A 21,888-nucleotide genomic window follows, 5' to 3' on the forward strand; every position below is an offset into this window, starting at 1 on the left:
ACCTGCGCAAAAGGGGGAGACCAGTTTGCCGCAACGACTGCTGGCCGTTGGCATCGATCCCGCCAAGCATGTCCACGGCGTCGTCGCCGTCCTCTACCCCGACCGGATCGTCCTCGAAGAGCAGGTGCCCCATGACCTGCAGGCGATGGAAGCCCTCGACGCCCGCCTCGAGCAGCTGGCCGTCCGCCACCGGGCCGTCCTGGTTTACGGCATCGAAGATCACCGCCAGTACGGCCAGTCCTGGATGAGGGTGCTGCAGGCCAAAGGGCGCCAGGTTCGGGTCGTCAACCCCCTGTGGACCCGCCGGCAGAAGGACTTTTACGGGCAAGATAAGACCGACCTCGTGGATGCCCGAGCCATCGCCGCAGTCGTATTGCGCAAGGCCGACGAGCTCCCCGACGCCACCGAGGCCAGCATCGACGCAGCCACCCTTCGAGAAGCCGCTCGCATGCTGGAGGACCTGGCCCACCAGCGAACCCGCGCCCTCAACCGCCTCCACCAGCTGCTCACCACGACCTACCTGCCCAGCTACGAGCAATGCTTCGGCAAACTCGGGCGGCCCTGGGCCCTGCGGTTTTTCCACCGCTTCCCCCTCCCGCAGGATTTGAACGACCTCTCCGTCGCCCAGCTGGCCCACATCCTGCTGGAACTCTCCGAAGGCCGCATCGGGCCTCATCGCCGCGAGCAGCGCAGGGCCGTCTTGGAGCAACGGGCCCGGGCCATCCTGGAGGCCACGGAGCCGGTGCGGAGGCTTCCCAAGACCCCGGCTCTGCTCCTGCGGGCGGAGCTCATCCGCCAGCTGTGCGAGGAGCTTCTGACCTCTCACGAGCGCACGTTGCGCCTCAAGCGCCTGCTGGAAAACGACCTGCTGCCCCGTACGGGACAGCACCTGCAGACGCTTCGCGGCGTGGACACGGTGCTGGCGGCCACGATCCTGGGTGAGACCGGCGACATCCGCCGCTTCCGCTCCCGCCATGCCTTCGCCAAATACAACGGCACCGCACCAGCCTCTCACAGCAGCGGCGGCAAAGAACGCCACACTGCGCGGCGCAACTGCAACCATCGCCTCAAGCGCGCCATGTGGCTGATGGCCTTTGCAGCCGTCCGCCACGATCCTTTGGCTCGCGCCTACTACGAGTGTTGCCGCCAGCGGGGGCTACGGCCGGTGGAGGCCATCAAGCGAGTGGCCCGGCGGATGTCGGACATCGTCTACGCGATGCTGCAGGAAGGCAAGCCCTACGATCCCGCCCGGGTCCAGGCGTCCATCGCAGCCCGCCTACAAAAGCAAGCGCCGGGAACGGGTGGCACGTCCCTCAATGGGAGGAACTTTCATAGCCTTGGCCGTCCCGGCACCGTTACCGTACCCAATCTGCGGAGCTATGCGCAAGTCTCCGACCAGGCCAGAGGTTTTCCACAACCCGGACCTTGACAGAGAGCGCCATACAGCACCATGGCGTGGGGCGTGAGGTGCCGGCGGGCGAGCTTCGCCTCGATGAGCGGCTGGCGGGTGAGCAGCGTGTCCATGGCCGCATAGACGTCGTCCACGTCCTCGCCGCCGTGGGGCAGTCGCAGCACCTCCGGCAGGGTGGTGGTCGTCCACCACAAGGTGCCGCCCAGCTTCGAAGCCGGCCGCAGGATCCGCATGACCACTACTGCCAACGCCACGCGGACCCAGTCCGCGGGCCGGGAGGCGAGGATCTGGTCCATCTCCAGCTTGCGGATCATGCCCACCACCGCGGCCACCGCGCCGTGCTGGCGGGAGCGGCGGATCGTCACCGCGTCGCGCACCGGCGCCACCGGCTCGCCCCGCAAGGACCGGCGGACGAGCTCGAGGGTCGCCTCGGGCAGGTGGGAGAGGTTGGCCAGGGTGCGATGCTTCACCTTCCCGCCCTCCCGGTAGGTCTGGCGGAGGAGGTGGTAGGTGTAGACCTTGTCGCCCTGGCGGCGGCGGATGGTCTCGATGTGCATGGCAGTGGCTACACGCCTCACGGCCCCATGATGCCATCTCTAGGGAGTGGTGGCAAGTCCATCTGCCGATACTCTTGGCTACATTTGGCAGCCATTCAATCGCCTTGAATGCCCACCGCTACGCCAGCTTAGCGTCCTGCCGGGTTGGGAACTTCCGACTAGACGGAAGTTGCGAACTCCTCAACTCGCACGCTTCCCGAAATGACGGGGCTTCAAACCATCAAGAAACCCCCAGATGTATACAGGAAACATGTGCGGAGCAGCTTGCTAATCGCCTCGATGTCGTGGTATGCTCTGGCCATGGCGAAACACGAGGGCGGCCTCTACGTGGCCGAGATCAAGCGCCGCTACAAAGACCGGGTCTACGTCACCCACCTGCTCCGGCGAGTCTACCGGGAAAACGGCAAGGTGAAGCAGCAGACCCTGGGCAACCTCAGCCACCTCCCGCCGGAGGCCATCGAGGCAGTCCGGGCGTCGCTGCGGGGCCAGCGCCTGGTGCCCGTCGAGCAGGCCGTCGAGGTGGTCAAGACGCGCCCGCATGGCCACGTGGCGGCCGTCCGGGCCATGCTGCGAAAGCTGGGCCTGCACGAGATCCTGGACCCCCGGCCCTCCTTCCAGCGGGACCTGGTCGAAGCCCTGATCGTCAGCCGCCTCCTCCACCCGCAGCCCAAGCTGCCGACCGTCAGCTGGTGGGCCACCACCACGTTGGCCGAGGACCTGGGGCTGGAGGGCGCCACCAAGGACGACGTCTACTTCGCCCTGGACTGGCTGTTGGCCCGGCAGGCACGTATCGAGGCCCGGTTGGCTCGCCGGCACCTGAGCGAGCGCAGCCTGGTGTTGTATGACGTCACCTCCACCTACTACGAGGGCCGCCACTGCCCCCTGGCGGCTTTCGGCCACAACCGGGACGGCAAGCGGGGCAAGCGCCAGATCGTCTTCGGGCTGCTCACCGACCGGGAAGGACGCCCCGTGGCCGTGCAGGTCTACCGGGGTAATACGGCCGACCCCAAGACCGTGGCCGACCAAGTCCACAAGCTGCGGGAGCGCTTCGGGTTGCGCCAGGTGGTGCTGGTGGGCGACCGGGGAATGCTGACCCAGGCCCGCATCGACGCCTTGAAGGAGATCGAGGGGATGGCCTGGATCAGCGCGCTGCGCGCCCCGGCCCTTCGGCAGCTCATGGACCAGGGCCTCATCCAGCCCTCGCTGTTTGACCAGCAGGATCTGGCCGAGATCACCTCGCCGGACTACCCGGGCGAGCGGCTGGTCGTCTGCCGCAACCCCTACCTGGCCGAGGAGCGGCGGCGCAAGCGGCAGGAGCTGCTGGACGCCATGGAAGCCGATCTGGCCCGACTGGCTCGGCGGGTGGCCGCCGGACGGCTGAAGCGCCGGGAGAAGATCGGTGAGGCGCTGGGGCGGATTTTGGAAAAGCACAAGATGGGCAAGCATTTCCGCTGGGAGATCGGGGAGGGACGCTTCGCCTACCGGCGCGACCTGACCTCCATCGACCAGGAGGCCGCCCTGGACGGCTTTTACGTCATCCGGACCTCCGTGCCCGCCGAGCAGCTCTCGGCGCCCGAGGTCGTGCTGGCCTACAAGAGCCTCAGCCACGTGGAGCGCCTCATCCGCAGCATCAAGGGCGTCGTGACCAAGGTGCGGCCCATCCACCACTGGACGGAAGAGCGGGTGCGGGCCCACGTCTTCTTGTGCGTGCTGGCCAGCTACGTCGAGTGGCACCTGCGGGAGGCCTGGGCCCCCTTCTTGTTCGAGGACGAGGAGCCAGGCGGTCATGAAGACGGCTCCCCCGTGCGCCCGGCCCAACGCTCCGAGGGCGCCCAAGCCAAGGCCCAGACCCGCCGGACGCCGGAGGGGTGGGAGGTGCACAGCTTCCGTTCGCTCCTCGATAACCTGGCCACGGTCGCCCGCCACACGATCCGCATCCCCGCTCTCCCCGACGTCCTGCCGTACGACCGGGTGACCACCCCGGACGCCTTCCAGCGGGAGGTCTTCGCCCGGGTCGGCCTCCACTCGCTGGCGCCGGCTGGTAGACAGAAAGCCTCGGCCTGAAACGAAAGCAAATGGCATCATGACGGCAAACCGCGCTACCTCAAGTTGAGCAACTTCCGACTAGAGGCCAGTCCCGTGTGCCGGTGACGGCGTCGCGACCTGACCCGCTCGTGGGCGAGACCGTATGGGCACCAGAGCCGGAACGGGAGTGCGGTTCGTTCGTCTGTGCGCGTTGGCAGCCGCAGATCAGACAGGGGTCTGCGCTGTACGTTCCGGCTGGTACGTCGGAGAGGCTACCGGCGGTGCTGCGGGCTGGCAAACTCAGGCAACCCGCGAATGAGCTCCGTCGCCCAGCTAATTAGCAGGCACAGTCCGTTGTTTTCGATACCCCATTTCCTTCGCTCCTCGCCGGCTCGCGCGGCCAGCATGCTTACGTATCCCTCGTGCAAGAACTCGGTCTCCTCAGCGTCAAAGAGGGATAGATCGACGGAGCCCTCGCCTTGCACCTCTGTCTTCAGCCATGGGATTAGCGACCTGTCCACAATGTGTTGCTTTACCTCTGCCACCGGGTAGGACAGCCCGTGATCGACCGCAACGGACATTTCCTGGATGAACTGCGTAAGAACCGTCACTGGTCGAATCACTATGACCCACCCTTCCTGTTCACGGGTTGATGCCAAGTTCATCGTCCGCGTTGGTCTTCCCTGCCATGCGACCACGGCGTGTGGCGTGGCATGGTGGGGGCAGGTGTAAGCTACAGCTCCAAGTAGTCGTGTAGTTTCCTCCGGATCGACCGGCGCGGCGTGATCGACAGGAGGGCCACGCGCGCCTCTCACGAGGCGGAGGCCGTAGGCCGGAGCGTCGGGGAGAGGGGTCGGCCGGGGAGCTGGATAGTATTGACAAGACGGCCACCAGCGGGTTCCCTACGAGGTGACCCAGCGGAAATCACCCGAAGGGACCGCGCCGCCGGTGACCGATCTCCGCATGGCATGACTGGACCTCTTGCGCAAGCACTCGGTTACGACCTGTGCGAACCTCCCCGCGCCTCGTCCTCCGCCTCCCTTGCCCTGCCCTCCATGAAGCGCACGCCCTGCCGCAGCGTCTCGACGTGGAGGGCGTATGCCTTGGGGTGCTTGGCCCAGTAGGCGCTCGGCATCGTCTTCAGGTTGTGGGCCGCGGCCAGCATGTTGGCCTTCACGACGGCGCCCCACCGGCCGCCGTGGGGGCCGTGCGGAGCTGCTCGGCTCGTTCGACCAGCGCGTCGATCTCGTCCACGGCGACTTCGCCCTCCTGTCACTGACCGTCCAAACCAGGTGAGTCCACGGGCAGCGAAAGGCCGTCATCAGCGGTGATACCCCGCGACCAACCTGTCGAGATCGATCCCGCGCACCATCGCCTGGACCTCGGCCTCCCGGAGCCGCTGCTCGGCCTGCTCGGCCAGTTGCTCGTAGCGTCGCCAGCGGCGATAGTACTCCGTGTACTGCTGCTTGAGGCGGTCCCGCTCGACGAGAAGCCGACCGACCTCCACCAGCAGCTCGGCCGGCGCCGCCGGCGGCGTCTTCTCCGGTGCCTGCGCGTTCTCCCCCTGCAGGGCCTGCGCCCGGAGCGCCGCGGCCAGGCGGGAAAGGAACGCGCGCAAGTCCAGTCCGGCCTCGTCCAAGGCCGCCTGCAACGTCCTGTAATCGGCTATCGGCAGCCGCGCCTGCAACCGGGGATTGCCGTCCCGGCCCATGCGGCCTCTCCCCTCCCGTCAACTTTACCACAATCGGCCCATGGACACGAACTGGGTCGAGCGCGCCGGTGCCAGGTTCGCACGCATGGGCGACACGGGGCAGGATAGCGTCCGGCTCCGGCCATCGCCCCGGGGGACCGGTGGGAAGGGCGGGGACGACGTCCCCGCCGCTCAGAGGGATGCCACACGGATCGGTGACAGCCGCGCGCCTTGACGCCGTCCCCGCATGGGTCCCATCTGGCTCCGGTCAAGGCTGTGAGGCAATCCCGGAAGGCGCGAAGCTCACCTGGCGAGACGAAAGCCCCGAGACACCCGAGGCCAACCGGGAGCCCCGACGAAAGGAAAGCGCCCGCACCCCCGGCGCTCTCACCGCCCCCGCGCGCCTTCCGTACGCCCGGCTTTGGGTCTGCCAAGCCATCGCCGTGACGGTGGAGATCCCGGCCGCGGTCGGGTGGGAAACGAGGGGATGGAACGAGCGAGCCGGGATGCCCACCGGCGATCTCGTCGCTCCTCGTCCTTCGTGGCGGCCTGCGGACGGCGGCCTTGCAGCGAAGGGATGGGCCGGGAGCCCGACGAGCCTCTCGTGTCTCGTGGAGGCCTCCGTTGGGTCTCATGGTTGGCTTTCGTCGCGCCCCGTGAGCCTCACTCCGTGACCCCGGCAAAGCGACCGCCGCCCTCGTCCCCGTGGCTCCACCATTCGGGCGACGAGCCCCTTGGCTGTGGGTTTGGGCTTGGCCTCGCGGTGGTCACGGATGGCCGGTTCGTCCTCATGCATGCCGTCTCATGCCATCCGAAAGTGGAGAGGGGCGAATACCCGCAGAGGCGGTCGGCGGTCTCTCCGGCGGCGGGGGCGTAACAGGCTCCTCGCCTTTTTCAGTGGCTTCCGACGCCAGTCGGTTCCCGGCGTATCTGTAGACGACCAGCCGTCCCCGCGGTGCAACCACCTCCAGGTAGGACCGACTGGACCCCGTCAGCGGCCCCACTATGCCCGACCCGCCCCTCAGGGGGATGCTCACCCGCTGGCCCAATAGCGGGTGGTCCGAGTCCGGCCGCCGGGCCTGGGGGTTCGCTGCCACCGACTCCCCTCCGGCCGGGCACGCCGCGGCAGCGGCAGAGGAGCCGATATTCCCAACACCCCATCGCTTGCTCTCCCTTTCCTTGCGTCGAACCCTGTCCCCTTACAAACGGCACGACCCGCCCTTGCTCGTCCCGCGGTCACGGTGCGGCAGAGAGCGGGCGAATCTCCTGCGGCTCGAAGATGGCCGCGTGGTTTGGGTCGCTTTCCAACGCCACAGTTGCCTGGCCGGCGAAGGCCTGCAGCAGCACACCGGGGCCGCGGGGGGTGAGCACCCGCTGGCCGACGAGCGGGAAGAGCTTCGCGTGCGGCGCCTCCAGCACCGGAGGGCGGTGATAGAGGCGTTCGGCCTCCCGGCACTGCGGGGGCCATTGCGACTCCTGTTGCAGGAGTGCCAGGATGGCAGCCTTGTGGGCAGTCAACGCGGCCCGCAGCTCGGGAGTGACCAGCCCGCGGGGCGCCTCCACGCGCAGGCGCTCGCCCACCGCCGACAGGACGATGCCCCGGGCGCGCAACGCGTGCAGAAGAGCGGCCGCGTCCATCACAGCTCGAACACCTCCCGTTCGCCGGACGGGGGCACCAAGGAGGCCAGGTTCGTCTGGTCTTCGGTATAAGACCCTTCTTGGCGATCTTGATCCCGAGGCCCCAAAGCCGGACACGACGCGGGGCAATCAAGACCGCCAAGTGTGTTCGGTTGGCGATCTTGACCGCCTTCAACATGGCCAGGGGGGTGACTCTGGCGATGTTGATTGCCCTTCGTCACGACGCTACCTGAAACCCCTATTTCAAGGTTGCCAACGGACGGGGCCATGGAGGCTTGCCCAGGTGGACCCGCCTCCGCGTCCGCCGAGGCCGCTGGGGCCGGCAAGGTCCAGAGCCACTCGCCAGTCCCTCGCGGCGCGCCCGGTTGCGAATGGCGGCGGCTTTCTACCTCCAGCTCCCCCTTCGCCCGCTGAAGCGTCCGGCGCGAGATGCCCGCGCGCCGGGCTTCTTCCTCCACCTGCGCTTGCGGAACCGGGCCGCCTTGGAGTAGGTTGACGAGGAAGGCCTTGGCGCGTTCCACCTGCGCCTCGCCCGCAGCCCGCTCGGGTGCCAGCAGGTCGACCGCCGTTAGTGTCGAAGGTCCCGTCCAAGCGAAACCGTCCTTGTCGATACGGTAGCCGAGGGAGGGGCCCCTGGGGCCCAGGTTGGACTTGATGTGCACAAGGGCTCGGTCGCCCGGGCTTTTGGGGTCTGCGCCCGCCAGCAGCACCGACCGGGCCACGGCGGCAAGGTCGATGGAGCCGAGGCCTCGGTAGAGGGCCCGATCCCGAGCCTCTTTGCTGAGGTGGCGAAGCACCAGGACCGAGCAGTGGAAATCGGTGGCCACTCGGGCGAGCCCCTGCAGGACCGGACGTACTTTCTCGGCCCGGTTGAGGTCGGTGTCCGGGGGCAGGTGTCCTTCCAACGGGTCGATGACCACGAGCTTAGGCCGCCGCTCCTCCAACACGCGGCGCAGAAGTTCCACATCGAGCAGCGTGAAGGGGCGCTCATGGGCATCGCCGCGCAGGATAGCAGCCTGTCGCTCGGCCCGTCGACGACGGCGGTCCTCCTCGTCGTCCCCGCTCGTCCTCGTGTCCCGTTGGGCCACGACCCGCACGGCCGGCAACACGTGGATGCGCCGCAGGTCCGCGCCCAGCTGCGCAAGCCGCGGGCGGATGGTGTCGGCCACGTCATCCTCCGCGGTGATGTAAACCGTGTCGGCCGGCTCACTAACAGGCAGTGGCTCATCCGGCTGCCCGGGCGGGGTACCATGCGAGAGCGCAGCCGCGATGGCCAGGGCGACCCAGCTCTTGCCGACGCCCGGGTCGCCGTCCAGAAGGGTCAGCTTGCCCAGCGGCAAATAAGGCTCCCACAGAAACTCGACCCTGGCCGGCTCGACGTCCGCGACCGTCAAGATGATGGGCTCCACGTTGGGCGACGCGTCGGAGTCGGGCCTCGAACCGGCCAGGACCTCCAGGCGGCTCTTGGGCACAAGCTCCAGCGTCCCGGGTGCTTCGAGAATGCGCGCGTAGCGATGGGGCCGGTCCGGGGTGGAATCTCCTTCACGGGCCGCCGTGCCGGGTAGGCGCACCGGGTAGACCGGCGACGCAGTAGACGGATCGACCGCGACACCGGCGTCCGAGAAACGCCTGGCCAGCGCCTCCAACGAGTGCCGAACCAGGGCGTCATCCCCTCGGGGCAGGGAGACGTGGTAAAGTAGGCATGCGCCTGTTCCCGAATCGACGAGGACGGGAGCCGGCCAGCCTTCCTCCGCGAGGGCTACCCGGATGGCGCGTGCGCGGCGGAGGGCTGCTTCGTGCTCGGTGTTGGACGGCGGCACGCCCGCCGGGCGCCGGGGATCGAGCGTGATGATCAACCACTGCCAACGCTCCACATCGAGCTCGGTGGTACGGGGGCCATCACGGGTCAGAACCCGCATGTGGTTATTCGCCCGGGCGAGCAGCGCGTGGTTGAGGGGGTTGAGCACCACGTAGAGACCCTGGGCGCGGCGGGCGAAGGACGCGGCCCAGGTGGCGAGCGTCAAAAGGTTATCGAAATAACCGACCTCCAGGTGCGGCCGACGGTACTCCCGGGTCGTCGCCCCCTCGACCCGCAACTCCGTGACCTGCCCAGGAACCAGCAACAGCTCGACGGCCCGGCGTATCTCGGCCTGAGCTTCTTCGGGGCTCACCCGGGGCACCCCCTCGCCCAGGCGGGGATGAGGGATGGCCAGGGGCCGGAGAGACGTAGGACAATGACCATGGGTCCTGCACCTCTAGGGGGCCGCACCGCAACGCCTGAGTGGGCGGCCCTCAACGACTTTCCTCGTAGCCCGGAGCGTCAGCCCTTCACGGCGGGCCTCCGGTCGGGACTAGCGGCCTCCAAGGGAGCGCTGACCCGGTGAAGCCGGCGCTCGGGTCGCAGGCGCTCCACCTCGTCGGCCGGGAGGAACACCCTCCCGTTCAGCGCATCGCGAAAGGCCACCACGCGGCCTCTAGCAACCCACCCGAGCAGAGTGCGCACCGGTACCTGTGCCGCCCGGGCCGCTTCTCGGGTTCCCAACAGCTGCATCGCATGGCTCCCCCCTCGACAAGGACTCGGCGCCGCTCGGCCGCCTGTTATCCGGCCGCGGCGCCGTCGCCAGGACAAGGTCAAAGGCCGCGGCCAGCCGCTTCAGCCCGTCGGGCCGTTCGCACCGGCAGAGCAGGATCCGGAGTCCTGGCGCCCGTGTCGTGGTTCGCACGAGCGGCGCGTTGGGCGCGGAGGCGGAGAAAGCCTTTGCTGCACAGTGGTTGACGTTTTGCGAACCCTTTCGCTACGACAAGCTTCAGGGGAGGTGAACCCGATGGGTCGGCGAGGGAAGTTGCTTGAACAGCCGCTGCGCGAACACCTGTTCGATCTGATCGACCGAGGCTTCTCTGAGGTGGAAGTCATCAAGGCGTTAAGGGCCGAGGCAAGAAGAATGCAGTTGCCACCGCCTGACCCGCGCACCGTGTCGCGCTATCGCCTTGCGTACGAGATCGCCACGGGAGCGCTAGACCCCAAGGACCCTGAGGTCAAGGGACGGCTGGACCCACTGCGGATCAAGGATGGGTTCTTGGAGAGAGTGCGGCTTCTGGTGCACCATCGGCAGACACGCCGCGAGGCAGAACCGGCGGCGCACCCAGCCCTCGTCCCAAGTTGGCGCGCGCAGCACGTGGAGCGCTTGATGCAGTTGGCCGAGACGATACGAGGCTTCATCTACAACCCGCAAATCCGCCTGCACGCCGAGGTGGGGTGGGATCTTCCGAGGTCTCTGGAAGTGAAGGGCGTCGACTTGGCCCTGGAGCCGGAGCGGTGGCTTGGGACCGTGGTGCCGGACCTCGACATCGAGTCGGCCTGGGGAGAGCTGTGGCCGTACCTCCGGGAGCATCTGGCCAAGAGCCCCTTCTGGAAGCATCTGGATGCCCTGCGCCAGGCGGTGGACACGTACGACCGGGCGCTGGAGGCCGCGGGGCAAAAGGTGGCGGAAGAGGACCCTTCCTTTCGGTCATTTTGGGCCGACGTGACGTTTGCCCGCCAGTATCCGGTGCCGTCGCGCACACCGGTGACGCCGGACAGCGGCTCGGAGCACCCGCCCCTCTACGACTTGGACAAGGTCGAGTGGGCCGTCGAGAAGCTGCGTGAGATCGCACCGGACTTGGACAAGCACCGGTGGGACTTGGTGCGCCTGCTGGAGGCCCTGCGTGACGACCTGCTGCCCGACCGAGTGGCGCGTCTGATCGCAGAAAGTACCTGTAGCCTCTGCCGGGACACCCCGGCGGAGTGAGCCGCGCGTTCCGGACGGAGAAACCGACCGGCCCGTTCCTGCGCTGGCCTGTGCGCAGGGAGGAGACCGATCCCCGGATCCAGGATCGCCAGGAGACGGCTCGCCACCCTTGCCGGTGGCGTGCCCGGTCTCGGGCCGGCCGGGAAGGGGCTATGCCTTACAAATGTCGCAACCGCCGGCGGGAGGGGCGGTCTCCCGAGGCTTACGCCCTCTTTCTCCCGCAGCCTAAGCCCGTCGTAGCCTTGACTGCGCCCGCCGAATGAGTGGCGCAGGTTGTGGAGTCCTTGTTGCGGCGTCTGCGTCGGCGGCCTAAACTGCCTCGGGTGAACTGCGGTGCGCATCGTGTCGCTGGTCCCGAGCGCCACCGAGCTCGTCTGGGCACTGGGCCTCACCGACCATCTCGTGGGACGCAGCCACGAGTGCGACTTCCCTCCGGAGGTGGCGGGCGTGCCGGTCGTCACCGCTTCCCTCATCCCGCCGGGCGTCACGGGGGCCGAACTGGACGCGCTCGTCAGCCGGGCGGTGCGGGAGCACGGCTCGCTGTACACCCTGGACCGCGACCAGATCAGCCGGCTCCGTCCCGACCTCATCCTGACCCAGGGGCTGTGCGAGGTTTGCGCGGTGGCGTACGACGAGGTGAAGGCTGCAACCGCCGACTTGCAGGTCCACGTCGCCGCGCCGGTCATCCTATCGCTGCAACCCATGACCCTCGCGGACGTGCTCGCCCAGCTCGAGACCGTCGCGTCGGCCGCCGGCATCGAAGCGAGAGGCCGGGAGGTGCGCAGGGGCCTGGAGGCTCGCCTGGAAGCGGTGAGGCGGCGAAGCGAAGGGCTGGCGAATCGCCCTCGGGTTTTCTGCATGGAGTGGCTGCAACCGCCCTGGTGCGCCGGGCACTGGGTGCCCGAGATGGTGGAACTGGCCGGGGGCAGCAACCCGCTGGGCCAGCCGGGTCAGCAGTCCCGCCGCCTGGGATGGGACGCCATCCGCGGCTGCGACCCCGACGTGATCGTCCTCATGCCTTGCGGATACGACCTGCAGCAGACCGTCGCCGAGTATCGGGACCTGCGTCGGCGCGGCCGCCTGCCAACGTGGTGGGATGAACTGCGAGCGGTGCGAGAACGTCGCGTCTTCGCCGTCCAGGCCAGCGCCTACTTCAACCGGCCCGGGCCCCGGGTCGTCGACGGGGTCGAGACCCTGGCCGAGGTCTTGCACCCCGACCTGTTTGGCTCTTTGCGGCTTCGAAGCAGCTGGCTGCCGGTCGAAAGGGGCTAAGTCGGGCGGACTCGCTGCCAGGCCTCACAACACATACCTGTCGCATTGATCGTTGTTTGACCAGTGGCATCGCGCGGCGGACGAGCGGGAAAGGGCGTGGCCGCCCGATACATCGGGCGAGCCACGCCTTCGGGATGTCAGGGTAGCCGATGACGGATGGCCGGGTCGCCGACCTTTGAGGCCTCCGCCCAAAGCAGCACCAGGCGCAAGGCCAGCTCGTAGATGGCACGGCTTGGGGGGCCTGCCACTCGGTGGCCATCACAGCGTCGACCAAGTCGTGGTCACCACCCGTTCCTGCCGAGCCGCTGGCGCCATTGGGCTGAGGTGGGCGCAGTGGTCGATAAGCCGCGGCAGACCGTTGCAGGCCAGCTGAAGGTGGTCGAGTGTCCTGGCGGCCACACAGCGCCTGGTCGGCTCCGGCCAGCTTCAGGCGGTGGCGGATGTGCTTCGTCGTGGCGGCGGACCGGAAGCTACGCGTGAGACGGCCAGCGGCAAGCCGACCGGATGGCAATGGATCCACCTCGCCGGGCCGGGCGCCGACTCCGTAGGTACGGGGAGCCAGGCGGGCACGGATGCGGTCGAGAAACGCCTGGAGAGGCATGACGAGGTCGTCGAGGGGCTCGCCGTCGATGTAGATGTTCTCCTCCCCTAGGCGCAGGGCGTCGGCCCGGTCAAGGATCAACTGCTCGGCCGTTTGCACCCGGCTCGAGAGCGCCCGGGCCGCCTCCAGGCGCCTGCGGCACATCTGCATCATCCAGGGGCAGCGGCCGGTGACCACGGCCGCAACGTGCACGACGGGCTCGGCCCGCGCCCGCGCCGCAGCAGGGGTCGAGGCTTGGGTCGGGGCGGGAGCCAAAGCTGAGGGCCGGGGCCCGGCCGCAAGCGCCACCCGGCCGTCCGGCCGCAGCCGCTTCAGCAGCAGAGCGGCCGGGCCGCGGCGCTCGACCATCTCGAACCCGAAGTGTTCGAAAAACGCCACGGGCATCCAGCCTGCGTATGTGAGCACGGCGAGCCCGGCAGAGCCGGCGGCGGCTTCGAGGGCCCGTTCCATGAGGGATCGGGCCAGACCCTGCCTCGCCGCCTCTTCGAGCACCCACAGGCATCGGATGACCCACAGGCCCTCGCCTTCGAGCGGGAGCGGGGCCGCGTCGACCGGCATGACCTCGAGGCGCCCGACGGGCCTGCCTTCCTGGAACGCCCCGAAGGTGCGCACGCCCATCCTCGCCACCGCCCGGTGCACCCGAGCCGCCTCGGCCAGGGCGCCGGCCGGGGCGACGCCCGGCATGACGCACATGCCGTTGATCGCTCCGATCTCCTCGGCGGGGACCTCCCGCACATCGCAGCGATCGCCGGGCTCTGGCATGCTCTATCACCCCGTCCTCAGGGCGGCGGTCTGGGCCACCAGGCAGGCCAGGAGCTCCTTGGCCGGCTCGTCCAGCCAAGCGGCCTGGCGGATAGAGCGACCACGGAGCTCCTCCGACCGCACCACCAGAGCCAGGGCCAGCCGCTCCGCGGTCGTCGGAGGGGGCGGAGCGCCACTGCCTCGCCGCCACCGGTACACAAGCGAGCGCTGTACACGGACCCGACCGGCCAGTTCCATCGCAGAGAGACCTCGCTGTAGTCGCGATGCGTCCGGCCGCCGCGCAAAGCTGAGCGCCCGAGCCGCCTGAGTCACCGTTTGGCGCAGCGCGGCGGCCTCCGCCACGTGAAACGTCGCCATAGGCCTCTGTGGAGGAGTTCTCGAGCCCGCTGGGCCTGGATCACGACAGGGGTTTCTGCCACGGGACCACCTCCGGCCCAGCCGACGTTCCCATTGTACCGCTCATACAGTATGCAGCAATAGTAGGGCCCCGAAAACTGGGCGTCGAAACACGGTCGGAGCCAGGTACAGCGTCTACCGTATACGTGTACAACGCCCCGGGGGACGTGCATACCCGTCCCATCTGCGGGAGCTGGCCAGCATGCCCAGGGCGGGGGGAAGTTCAGGACCCGCAAGGCGGGCGGCAGCAGCGGGTGGCCGCCGGGCGCTCGGAACCGGGCGGCGTCAAGCAACGAACGGGGAGGAACCAGCATGGCCCGCAGAGGCGTGCCGTGCATCCGATCGGAGTGGCCTGAGTGGGAGGTCTTCCCAGATGAGATGCGACGCCTTGGTGAGCTCCTCCTGCGGTTGCGAGCGGCACTGGGTCGCAGTAGACCGCACAGCATCTCAATGTCGGTCTGCTTTGACCTCACGGACGTGTGTTCGCCGAGACGGAGCCTGGGCGGCCCCGAGGTGGTGACCTACGGGCAGTTGCTTCCGGTGCTTTCGGCGCTCACGGGCCGACCCCTCGAATACCGCCAGATCCCGCTGGAAGAGGTAGCTGGCCGCTTCGGGAACGACATCGCTGCCATGATTCGGCTCTTCAACGCCCGGGGGTTCACCGTCGACATGGCGCCGGTGTTGCGGCGCTTCCCGGTACGGCTCATCTCCGTGCGGGAATTCCTAGCGAACCGCTGGAGGCAGACCGGCACGGGGGGCACGCCTACCGGCCGGGAGGCGCGCGCCTGAGGGGGCGATGGCCGTGGAACTGGGAGTAGGGGGCCGCGTTGCCATCGTCACCGGTCCTCCTCGGGCACCGGCCGCGCCGGCGCCGTTGCTTTCGGGCGGGAAGGCACCCGGGTCGCGTGACGTACCGCTCCAACCGCGCCGGAGCGGTCTGCCCTGCATGAGTAAGCAAAGGGCGGATGAGGCAGAAACAAGGGAAAGTGGACGGAGGGGTCTCCGTTGAGTCAACGGGCCGCTGCGCCTTCAGTGCGTCGGGAACCTTCCCGCAGCCGCAATCGCCCCCGACCCGCCGGCCGGCGGTGCACCAGCCAGGCGCCGGCTACGACAGCCACCGTGCCCGCAGCCATGCCCCACGTGAGCGGCTCGCCCAGCAGCAACACGCCCAGGGCCACGGCCACCACGGGGTTGATCAGCGTGACGTACGACGCCTGCACGCTGCCCAACCGGTCGATCAGGTAGAACATGAGCCAGTACGCCAGGGCCGAGCCCACCAGCGCGAGATACCCCAGCGACCCCAGCGCCGGCCATGTCAACGCCCTGGCGTCCGGCACCTCCCGTGCCGCCAGGGAGAGGGCAAGCAGGTAAAGCCCCGACGCTCCCAGATGGATGGCCGTGTTGGTGTAGGTGTCAGCCCGGAAGAAGCGCTTGCTGAAGACGTAGGACGCCGCGTAGCAGAAGGCCGCCGCCAGCATGCCGGCCTGCGCCAGCATCCGCATTTGCGCACTGCCCGCAAACCCTGTGCCTTCCCGCACTCCTGACGCCATCAGCACCCCTGCGAACCCCACTACGACCGCCGCCATTTGCGCCAGCCTCACGGGTTCCCGGCTCCAGAGGCGGGCCAGCGGCAGTGTGAACAGCGGCATGGTGGCCACCAACACCGCCGCCTGCCCCGATGGGATGAACCGCTCCCCCCAGAAGATGAGGGCGAAGGCCGCCCCGTTGAGCGCAGCGAAGACCAGCGGCGGCCACCATTCCCGCCACGCCCTCGGCAGACGCCTGCGGAGCGCCGCCATGACGGCCAGCAGGGCCAGGCATGCGGTCAGGTTGCGCAGCCCCGCCAGCATGAACGGCGGCCAGTGCTCGACGCCGACTTTGATGAAGAGATAGGTCGAACCCCAGATGAAGCTCAGCGCCGCGAAAGCGACCGCCGTCCCCACGCTCATCGTCCATATCTCCCTCTCCGGCCCGCTCTCTGCGGGATGCTGTCATCTCCGCACGGCGAGAACCCTGGCCTCGTCGAGCCGACTATACCACGTGGTTCGGTTGGGTTTTCCTCCACCTCCAGCAGCATCTTCCTCTGGTCCCTGCTCTGACCGCAACGCGTCAGTGAGCGAACTTGTGGGACGCGCTATTCACGCCTACCATGACGCACCGGGACCTTCTCAGCTCCTTCACAACACCATCATCGCACGGCAACGAAGGCCCGGTATACGGAACGTGACGGTCGCCTGCCCCGGCCGGGCCACGACCGCACCAGAGGGAGGGACCCCGATGCGTCCTGTCCGCCACCCGGGTGTCGTGCGAGGATGCACCCGTTCTGCCATCTTGCGGACCATTGTCACCGGTGCCGTTCTCATGGCTTCGGCGTCCCTGGTGTACCTTGCGGCACGTCTTTGGGACAGCCCCGTCACCGCCGCACCGGCCAGCGCGCCAGGCTCCCGGGGTGAAGCTTCCGCCAGCAGCGAGGCCGGTTACGAGCGCTTCGTGATCGAACCCGCGGAGTCCCAGGCCCTGTACCGGGTGGGCGAGGTCTTCCTAAACGTCAACAGGCCGAACGTGGCCGTCGGCGTCACCCAGGCCATCCGCGGCGAGATTCTCATCGACCCACGCCGCCTGGCCAACAGCCGGCTCGGTACCATCCAGGTGGACATCAGCCAGCTGACATCCGACCAGCCCCGCCGCGACCAGGCCATCCGGGAGCGGTGGCTGGAGTCGGCCCGCTTCCCCATCGCGGAGTTCAGGGTCTCGTCGGTGGAAGGCCTGCCCGATGCGTACCACGAAGGCGTGGCGGTTCCCGTAACGCTGCACGGCCAGCTGAAGATCCGGACTGTCGAGCGACCTGTCACCTTCCAAGGGTCGTTCGTGCTGGCGGACAACACCCTGAAGGGGACGGCCCGTACCACCATCCGCATGACGGACTTCGGGTTTGACCCGCCGTCCATCCTGGGGCTGCTGCGGGCTGAAAACGAAGCGGAGATCCAGGTCGAGATCGTGGCCCGGCGGGTGGGCTGACCACGGGGGCGGCCGGCCGCATTGGGGCAGGAGCAGGCCGTGAAGCCCGGGTGCTACTCGGCACGCTGCCCTGGATCATGACGAACGCGGGAAAGGTCCCGGGCCCTCCGGCATCATGAGGAACCGGGACCGAACGTCCTTTCCGCTTTCTAATCGAACCTCGTCGAGGCGGGTGGGCGCCTCGGCCCGGCTGCCGAAGAGGGCCGGCCGAAGGCGTCACGCGCTCAGCCGGCGCAGCGAAGAGACGGCCCAGGCTACCATGAGGCCCGCGAACAGGGCCAGAAGGCCGACGTCCCGCCCCACGACCGCCCACTGCCACCCGTCAAGGAGCAGGATCCGTACCCCCTCCACGGCCCAGTGAAGCGGGTTGGCCGCGGCCACCTGCCGTACCCAACCCGGCGCCAGGTTGAGCGGCATCAGTGTCGAGGACAAGAACATGGCAGGCACGCTACAGAACTGCAAGGTCGACACCACCGCGGTCTGCTCTCCCGTTGTGGCAGCCAGGGCGTGGGAGAAGGCCCCCAGCGCCACCCCGAACATCCCCAGGATCCCGGTGATGCCCAGGATACCTGGAGCGCCCGTCACCACCCGCACACCCATGAGGTGGGCCACCCCGAGCACCAGAAGACATTGCACCACCGCCACCGCCGCCCACCAGGCGATGCGACCCATCATCAGGGAGGCCCTGGCCGCCGGCGTCACCAGGAGCCGCTCCAGTGTGCCCCGCTGCATGTCGTACACCAACCCCAGCCCCGACCAACCGGCGGCGAACATGGCCGTCATCCCCATAACGCCGGGGAGCAGGAACTCCACGTAGCTACGTGCGCCGAACCCGGGCACGCGTACCATGGGTTCAAACAGCCGCCCGAACAAGAGCAGCCATAGCAGCGGTTGGAACAGGCTCATGAACAGCCACACCGGGGTTCGAAACGAGGTCCGACACTCCATGGCGGCCACTGTGGCCGTGTCCCCCATGAAACGGGCCATCGTCATCTTACCTCCTCTTCGTACGTACCGCTGTCGACATCGAACTGCCTGAGTAGCGGAGCATCTGCGTAACCCCGTATCACGCTGCCCGCTGGGGCGGCCGTCCGGCCTTTCCCCGGCCTTCCTCTGGCGCCATACCGGAGGCAATGGCTTGCTCCTGGGCCTCCTGCAACGTGCGGCCGGTGTGGGCCTGGAACACGTCATCGAGCGACGGGGGGTACACGAAGATTCCCAGAACGCTCACCGCGGCCCCATGAAGGGCCTCTGTCAAGCGGGCCGCAGCACGGGCGCCGGCCGGCAGGGTCCACTCGAGCTGGGTCGTACCATCGGGAAGCCCCCGGATGGTCGGCGCAGGGATGTCGTCGAACCAGCCTGCCGCCAGCGCCTCGCGGACGGCAGGGAGCTGGGCGGAAGGCACTGCAAGGCGGACCCGGTCTCCCCCCAAAGCCGCCTTCAGCGCTTCGGGACGCCCCGACACGGCAACCTTCCCTCTGTCCAGGATGACAAGCCGGTCGGCCAGTGCGTCAGCCTCCTCAAGGTAGTGGGTGGTAAGCAGCAAGGTGGTGCCGTTTTGCCGCACCAGCTCTTTGATGTGGTTCCAGATGTGCCGGCGGCTGGACGGGTCCAGCCCCGTCGTCGGCTCGTCGAAGATGAGCACCGGCGGACGGTGGAGCAGGGCGGCGGCCAGGTCGAGGCGCCGGCGCATGCCACCGGAATAGGTCCTGGCCAGGTGCGAGCCGGCCGGTGCGAGCTCCAACCACCGGAGGAGCTCTCGGATGCGGGCCCGGCGTTCGGAGGCAGGCACCCCATGCAGGGTGGCCACCATGGCCAGGTACTCTTCGCCCGTGCTCTCCGGCGGTGCTGTTGCCCCCTGGGGCACGTACCCGAGGATGCGCCGCACATCGGCCTGCGAGCGGGCGACGTCTCGTCCCATGAGGAAGACCCTGCCGCCCGTCGGCGCCAGGAGGGTCGCGATGATGCGGGCGAGGGTCGTCTTCCCCGCCCCATTGGGGCCGAGAACCGCTACGACCTCCCCTTCCTCCACCTCCAAGCTGACGCTGTCCAACGCCCGGGCACCCCGTCGGTACGCTTTGCTTACCTGGTCGACGACCACCGCCAACATAGACCTCCTCCTTCCGAAAATACAACGACGTTTATCCAACGTTGACTAAGACCCCGAAAAGAACCTCGGGGTGCCCTCCTTGCCTACTCTCCCTCCCTTTCGGGGCCCACGGGCCCTAGGCCGTTCCCCTTTGCCGTCCAGACGTCCTTGAGCTGTTGCAGCCGCTCGCGGGTTTCCTCGAGCCCCGTCCTGCCCTCTTGCACCATGCGGATGAGGCTGCGCACGAACGCGATGTCGGCGTCGAGCACCCGGCGGGCGTTGTCGAAGGCGGCCTCCACGGCCGGAGGCATGGCGTACTGCGCCTTGATGGCCCTCCCGGTCTCCCACAGCTGCCGGGTCTCCTCGAGGCGCCGGACGGTGCGCTCGAGAATGGCCACCGCTTCCGCGGAAGGCAGGACGTCCAGCCATCCCGCCGCCAGGGCGAAGTCCGAGCGGGTCGAGTGGGGCTCCGCCGCCAGCAACCGGCGCACGATGCGTTCGAAGGCTCGCTCCCCGGCCGGCGTGATGGCGTATACCTTGCGCAGGCGGTCACCCGTCCGCTCCTCTGCAACGGCCTTGATCAGCCCCTCCCCCTCCATGCGCTTGAGCGCGTGGTAGAGAGAGCCCGGAAGGACGCTGGACCAGCGGTCCATCTGCTGGATCCGGATCCAGCGCTGGATCTCATAGCCGTGAGCAGGGCGCTCCCGCAAATAGCCCAGGATGATGAGCCTGGTCGCCTCGCCCCGGGTGTCGCGCTCCCCCTTCGCCGCCGTCTCCGTCGCCTCCAGGCTACTCAACATTGGCTATCCGTCATTGAGCATACAGCCTTCTCGGGGTCTCTGTCAAGCCGCTTCTTCCCCGTCGGGGCGAAACGGCCCGAATGCCCTTGGTCGCCGCCCCATACAGCTGCAAGGCCCGTGCTCGCCGCGGTCGTGGAACCGCACCTTCGGCAGCAGCTCCTTTCCCGGGACCCATTGACACGGGGTGCCGGTTCAGGCTACTAATAGGTTGATGTGTTTAAGCATATGGACCTAGTGAGGGAGGGGGGCAGCCGTGCCCTTCATGGTCGATGCCCTGCCGATTAGCAACGCCGAGGTTCAGCGGATCTACGACCGCCGGAGCCGCCACTACGCTCGCACCGTCGGCCGGTTCGAACGGCGCGCCCACCTGCGCGCCATCGAGCTGGCCCAGATCTCGCCCGGCGACAAGGTGCTCGAAGTGGCAGTCGGCCCGGGCACCACGTTGGTCGAGATTCTGGCGAGAGTCGAGGGGGACAACGTCGTCCACGGCGTGGACATCTCGACCGGCATGCTGCGACAGGCAGCCAGGACGGCGGCCGCCGCCGGCTACGCCAACTTCGAGCTCCGACAGGCCGATGCCCGTCAACTGCCCTACCCAGACCACAGCTTCGACCTCGTTTACAACGGATACATGCTCGACCTGATGAACCTGCAGGCGATCCGTGCGGTGTTGGCCGAGTTCCGTCGGGTCCTGCGTCCGGGAGGGCGGCTGGTGCTGGTCCACGTGAGCAAGCGGCACCCCGAGCGGATCACCGGGTTCGAGCGCCTCTACGAGGCGCTGCCGAAGCGCCTGGTGCCAAGGGTCCTGGGCCTGTGCCGACCCCTCGCGGTCGAGGCCTACGTGCGAGAGGCCGGCTTCGTCGACGTCGTGCGGGAGTTCGTCGGCGGGCTGATGCCGTCCGAGATCATCGTCGCGCATCGTTCTCGTCCGTAGGGCAACAGCTTTCGATGGCGTCGGCCAGCGAGCGGAGGGCGTTGACGGCGCGGCGCCGGTTCAGCCGGTAGTAGACCTCCTTGCTCCGTTTCTCACCGGCCAGGACACCGGCGTCCTTCAAGACCTTCAGGTGATGGGAGACGGCCGGGCGGCTGAGCTTGAAGTGGGAGGCGATGTCGGTGACATTCATCGGGCCGCGGCTGCCCACCAGGAAAACCAGTTCCATCCGTATGGGGTCCCCCACCGCCTGCAGCATCCGCATCAGGTCCGGGTCGGTCACCGGGGATCCCTCGCTTTGACGCGTCGAAATGTTTCGACGCGAAGGTAGCACGGCCGGCGCCGCCGGGTCAAGGCGATCGATTCTTTGACAAACAGGTGGTGGGCAACGAGGTGGCCAGAGTAGCTACGAACGGGTTCGCCGGGCTGTTTTTGATCGCGCTCGGCCTGTATCACATTCTTGCAGGTGGCCCGAGCATGGATCGGTGGCTTCGGTCGGTAGCACCGGCACTGAGCTTCCGCCAGATGACCATGGGCACGCTCGGCTTTCAGATGGGCGGTTACCTGGCCATCGCCCTCGGGGGAGCGTTCCTCGTACTGGGAAGCTCACTGCCCAGGACGTTTTATCTGTACTGGGCGGCGGCCACGCTGCTCTTCGGTAGCGTGTCGCTCTATTATTTCCGGTCGTTTCACGCCTCGCAGCTAGTCCTGCTGCCCTCAATCGTGCTGGGTCTCTTCTATCTCACCTCTCGTGGCCCGGTCTGACCGGACGACCCACGCGAACCACGACCCTGCCTACAGGGTGAAGGAGGAACTGCAGCGCAACCCGGTGCGCTGCAGTTGGCCAAAGGTCATTGGCGTTGCGTACCCCTGGACGCACGACTACTTCGCCGAGGTGGAGGCGCCGGTC

22 protein-coding genes are annotated in these 21,888 nt (G+C 68.1%); 8 read left to right on the forward strand and 14 right to left on the reverse strand.

The window, feature by feature from the left end:
* Positions 1 to 25 precede the first annotated feature (25 nt).
* Positions 26 to 1,429: an IS110 family RNA-guided transposase gene (locus tag U7230_RS07030; RefSeq protein ID WP_324715474.1), complete on the forward strand. Its 1,404-nt coding sequence runs from the start codon at positions 26 to 28 to the stop codon at positions 1,427 to 1,429.
* Here the strand turns inward: U7230_RS07030 and U7230_RS07035 are convergent.
* Positions 1,378 to 1,989, reverse strand: coding sequence for an IS1634 family transposase N-terminal domain-related protein (locus U7230_RS07035; protein WP_324718012.1), 612 nt, complete (start codon positions 1,987 to 1,989; stop codon positions 1,378 to 1,380). The two genes, U7230_RS07030 and U7230_RS07035, sit on opposite strands and share 52 nt — an antisense overlap.
* A gap of 279 nt (positions 1,990 to 2,268) precedes the next feature.
* Here U7230_RS07035 and U7230_RS07040 point away from each other — a divergent pair, with 279 nt between their 5' ends.
* Entirely contained in the window at positions 2,269 to 4,032 is a 1,764-nt protein-coding gene (locus U7230_RS07040; protein ID WP_449727803.1) for an IS1634 family transposase, read from the forward strand.
* 233 nt (positions 4,033 to 4,265) lie between these two features.
* Here U7230_RS07040 and U7230_RS07045 read toward each other — a convergent pair whose 3' ends face one another.
* From U7230_RS07045 to U7230_RS07070, 6 genes are all read right to left on the reverse strand, one after another.
* A complete protein-coding gene (locus U7230_RS07045) occupies positions 4,266 to 4,658 on the reverse strand; it encodes a hypothetical protein (protein WP_324718014.1) in 393 nt (130 codons plus the stop codon).
* 332 nt (positions 4,659 to 4,990) lie between these two features.
* On the reverse strand, positions 4,991 to 5,170 hold the full coding sequence (locus U7230_RS07050) for a hypothetical protein (protein ID WP_324718015.1): 180 nt from the start codon (positions 5,168 to 5,170) through the stop codon (positions 4,991 to 4,993).
* Between the two features lie 144 nt (positions 5,171 to 5,314).
* Positions 5,315 to 5,704 carry a hypothetical protein gene (locus U7230_RS07055; protein WP_324718016.1) on the reverse strand — a complete coding sequence of 130 codons (390 nt, stop codon included), beginning with the start codon at positions 5,702 to 5,704 and terminating at the stop codon, positions 5,315 to 5,317.
* A gap of 1,215 nt (positions 5,705 to 6,919) precedes the next feature.
* Positions 6,920 to 7,321: a TubC N-terminal docking domain-related protein gene (locus U7230_RS07060; RefSeq protein ID WP_324718205.1), complete on the reverse strand. Its 402-nt coding sequence runs from the start codon at positions 7,319 to 7,321 to the stop codon at positions 6,920 to 6,922.
* The gene (locus U7230_RS07065; RefSeq protein ID WP_324718017.1) at positions 7,321 to 9,492 is read right to left on the reverse strand and encodes an AAA family ATPase; all 2,172 of its coding nucleotides are present in this window, start codon (positions 9,490 to 9,492) and stop codon (positions 7,321 to 7,323) included. The genes U7230_RS07060 and U7230_RS07065 overlap by 1 nt, the downstream gene beginning before the upstream one ends.
* Before the next feature lie 149 nt (positions 9,493 to 9,641).
* The gene (locus U7230_RS07070; protein ID WP_324718018.1) at positions 9,642 to 9,872 is read right to left on the reverse strand and encodes a MerR family transcriptional regulator; all 231 of its coding nucleotides are present in this window, start codon (positions 9,870 to 9,872) and stop codon (positions 9,642 to 9,644) included.
* A gap of 274 nt (positions 9,873 to 10,146) precedes the next feature.
* Here U7230_RS07070 and U7230_RS07075 point away from each other — a divergent pair, with 274 nt between their 5' ends.
* A complete protein-coding gene (locus tag U7230_RS07075; protein ID WP_324718019.1) occupies positions 10,147 to 11,109 on the forward strand; it encodes a hypothetical protein in 963 nt (320 codons plus the stop codon).
* Positions 11,110 to 11,442: 333 nt separating this feature from the next.
* Positions 11,443 to 12,381 carry a cobalamin-binding protein gene (locus tag U7230_RS07080; RefSeq protein WP_324718020.1) on the forward strand — a complete coding sequence of 313 codons (939 nt, stop codon included), beginning with the start codon at positions 11,443 to 11,445 and terminating at the stop codon, positions 12,379 to 12,381.
* Here the strand turns inward: U7230_RS07080 and U7230_RS15415 are convergent.
* Complete coding sequence (locus U7230_RS15415; RefSeq protein ID WP_404980584.1) at positions 12,263 to 13,744, reverse strand: GNAT family N-acetyltransferase; 1,482 nt, start codon at positions 13,742 to 13,744, stop codon at positions 12,263 to 12,265. The genes U7230_RS07080 and U7230_RS15415 overlap by 119 nt on opposite strands.
* Positions 13,745 to 13,750: 6 nt before the next feature.
* Positions 13,751 to 13,981, reverse strand: a complete 231-nt coding sequence (locus tag U7230_RS07085) for a hypothetical protein (protein WP_324718021.1) — start codon at positions 13,979 to 13,981, stop codon at positions 13,751 to 13,753.
* Between the two features lie 672 nt (positions 13,982 to 14,653).
* On the opposite strand from U7230_RS07085, the gene U7230_RS07090 reads away from it, so the two are divergent.
* Positions 14,654 to 14,929: a hypothetical protein gene (locus tag U7230_RS07090; protein ID WP_324718022.1), complete on the forward strand. Its 276-nt coding sequence runs from the start codon at positions 14,654 to 14,656 to the stop codon at positions 14,927 to 14,929.
* Between the two features lie 221 nt (positions 14,930 to 15,150).
* Here U7230_RS07090 and U7230_RS07095 read toward each other — a convergent pair whose 3' ends face one another.
* Positions 15,151 to 16,089, reverse strand: coding sequence for a DMT family transporter (locus tag U7230_RS07095; RefSeq protein WP_324718023.1), 939 nt, complete (start codon positions 16,087 to 16,089; stop codon positions 15,151 to 15,153).
* Positions 16,090 to 16,417: 328 nt separating this feature from the next.
* On the opposite strand from U7230_RS07095, the gene U7230_RS07100 reads away from it, so the two are divergent.
* On the forward strand, positions 16,418 to 17,158 hold the full coding sequence (locus U7230_RS07100; RefSeq protein WP_324718024.1) for a YceI family protein: 741 nt from the start codon (positions 16,418 to 16,420) through the stop codon (positions 17,156 to 17,158).
* A gap of 216 nt (positions 17,159 to 17,374) precedes the next feature.
* Here the strand turns inward: U7230_RS07100 and U7230_RS07105 are convergent, their stop codons facing one another.
* The 3 genes from U7230_RS07105 to U7230_RS07115 form a co-directional block, all read right to left on the reverse strand.
* Complete coding sequence (locus U7230_RS07105; protein WP_324718025.1) at positions 17,375 to 18,151, reverse strand: ABC transporter permease; 777 nt, start codon at positions 18,149 to 18,151, stop codon at positions 17,375 to 17,377.
* A gap of 73 nt (positions 18,152 to 18,224) precedes the next feature.
* Complete coding sequence (locus U7230_RS07110; RefSeq protein ID WP_324718026.1) at positions 18,225 to 19,268, reverse strand: ABC transporter ATP-binding protein; 1,044 nt, start codon at positions 19,266 to 19,268, stop codon at positions 18,225 to 18,227.
* An 83-nt stretch (positions 19,269 to 19,351) separates the two neighbouring features.
* Complete coding sequence (locus U7230_RS07115) at positions 19,352 to 20,047, reverse strand: PadR family transcriptional regulator (RefSeq protein WP_324718027.1); 696 nt, start codon at positions 20,045 to 20,047, stop codon at positions 19,352 to 19,354.
* Positions 20,048 to 20,309: 262 nt separating this feature from the next.
* On the opposite strand from U7230_RS07115, the gene U7230_RS07120 reads away from it, so the two are divergent.
* The gene (locus U7230_RS07120; RefSeq protein ID WP_324718206.1) at positions 20,310 to 20,981 is read left to right on the forward strand and encodes a class I SAM-dependent methyltransferase; all 672 of its coding nucleotides are present in this window, start codon (positions 20,310 to 20,312) and stop codon (positions 20,979 to 20,981) included.
* Here the strand turns inward: U7230_RS07120 and U7230_RS07125 are convergent.
* Positions 20,953 to 21,261, reverse strand: coding sequence for an ArsR/SmtB family transcription factor (locus U7230_RS07125; RefSeq protein ID WP_324718028.1), 309 nt, complete (start codon positions 21,259 to 21,261; stop codon positions 20,953 to 20,955). The two genes, U7230_RS07120 and U7230_RS07125, sit on opposite strands and share 29 nt — an antisense overlap.
* A gap of 194 nt (positions 21,262 to 21,455) precedes the next feature.
* On the opposite strand from U7230_RS07125, the gene U7230_RS07130 reads away from it, so the two are divergent.
* Positions 21,456 to 21,743, forward strand: a complete 288-nt coding sequence (locus U7230_RS07130) for a hypothetical protein (protein ID WP_324718029.1) — start codon at positions 21,456 to 21,458, stop codon at positions 21,741 to 21,743.
* Positions 21,744 to 21,888: the final 145 nt, after the last annotated feature.

It is taken from the genome of Limnochorda sp. L945t, from assembly GCF_035593305.1.
In the GTDB taxonomy this organism is placed as follows: Bacteria; Bacillota; Limnochordia; order Limnochordales; family Geochordaceae; genus Carboxydichorda; species Carboxydichorda subterranea.

Bases quoted from the DNA above. Each gene is read 5' to 3' on its own strand.
- U7230_RS07070 (WP_324718018.1), bottom strand. From the start codon at position 9,872: ATGCAGCTGTTGGGAACCCGAGAAGCGGCCCGGGCGGCACAGGTACCG.
- U7230_RS07100 (WP_324718024.1), top strand. From the start codon at position 16,418: ATGCGTCCTGTCCGCCACCCGGGTGTCGTGCGAGGATGCACCCGTTCT.
- U7230_RS07095 (WP_324718023.1), bottom strand. From the start codon at position 16,089: ATGAGCGTGGGGACGGCGGTCGCTTTCGCGGCGCTGAGCTTCATCTGG.
- U7230_RS07110 (WP_324718026.1), bottom strand. From the start codon at position 19,268: ATGTTGGCGGTGGTCGTCGACCAGGTAAGCAAAGCGTACCGACGGGGT.
- U7230_RS07120 (WP_324718206.1), top strand. From the start codon at position 20,310: ATGGTCGATGCCCTGCCGATTAGCAACGCCGAGGTTCAGCGGATCTAC.
- U7230_RS07055 (WP_324718016.1), bottom strand. From the start codon at position 5,704: ATGGGCCGGGACGGCAATCCCCGGTTGCAGGCGCGGCTGCCGATAGCC.
- U7230_RS07075 (WP_324718019.1), top strand. From the start codon at position 10,147: ATGGGTCGGCGAGGGAAGTTGCTTGAACAGCCGCTGCGCGAACACCTG.
- U7230_RS07105 (WP_324718025.1), bottom strand. From the start codon at position 18,151: ATGACGATGGCCCGTTTCATGGGGGACACGGCCACAGTGGCCGCCATG.
- U7230_RS07115 (WP_324718027.1), bottom strand. From the start codon at position 20,047: ATGTTGAGTAGCCTGGAGGCGACGGAGACGGCGGCGAAGGGGGAGCGC.
- U7230_RS07040 (WP_449727803.1), top strand. From the start codon at position 2,269: ATGGCGAAACACGAGGGCGGCCTCTACGTGGCCGAGATCAAGCGCCGC.
- U7230_RS07130 (WP_324718029.1), top strand. From the start codon at position 21,456: ATGGATCGGTGGCTTCGGTCGGTAGCACCGGCACTGAGCTTCCGCCAG.
- U7230_RS15415 (WP_404980584.1), bottom strand. From the start codon at position 13,744: ATGCCAGAGCCCGGCGATCGCTGCGATGTGCGGGAGGTCCCCGCCGAG.
- U7230_RS07060 (WP_324718205.1), bottom strand. From the start codon at position 7,321: ATGGACGCGGCCGCTCTTCTGCACGCGTTGCGCGCCCGGGGCATCGTC.
- U7230_RS07045 (WP_324718014.1), bottom strand. From the start codon at position 4,658: ATGAACTTGGCATCAACCCGTGAACAGGAAGGGTGGGTCATAGTGATT.
- U7230_RS07085 (WP_324718021.1), bottom strand. From the start codon at position 13,981: ATGGAACTGGCCGGTCGGGTCCGTGTACAGCGCTCGCTTGTGTACCGG.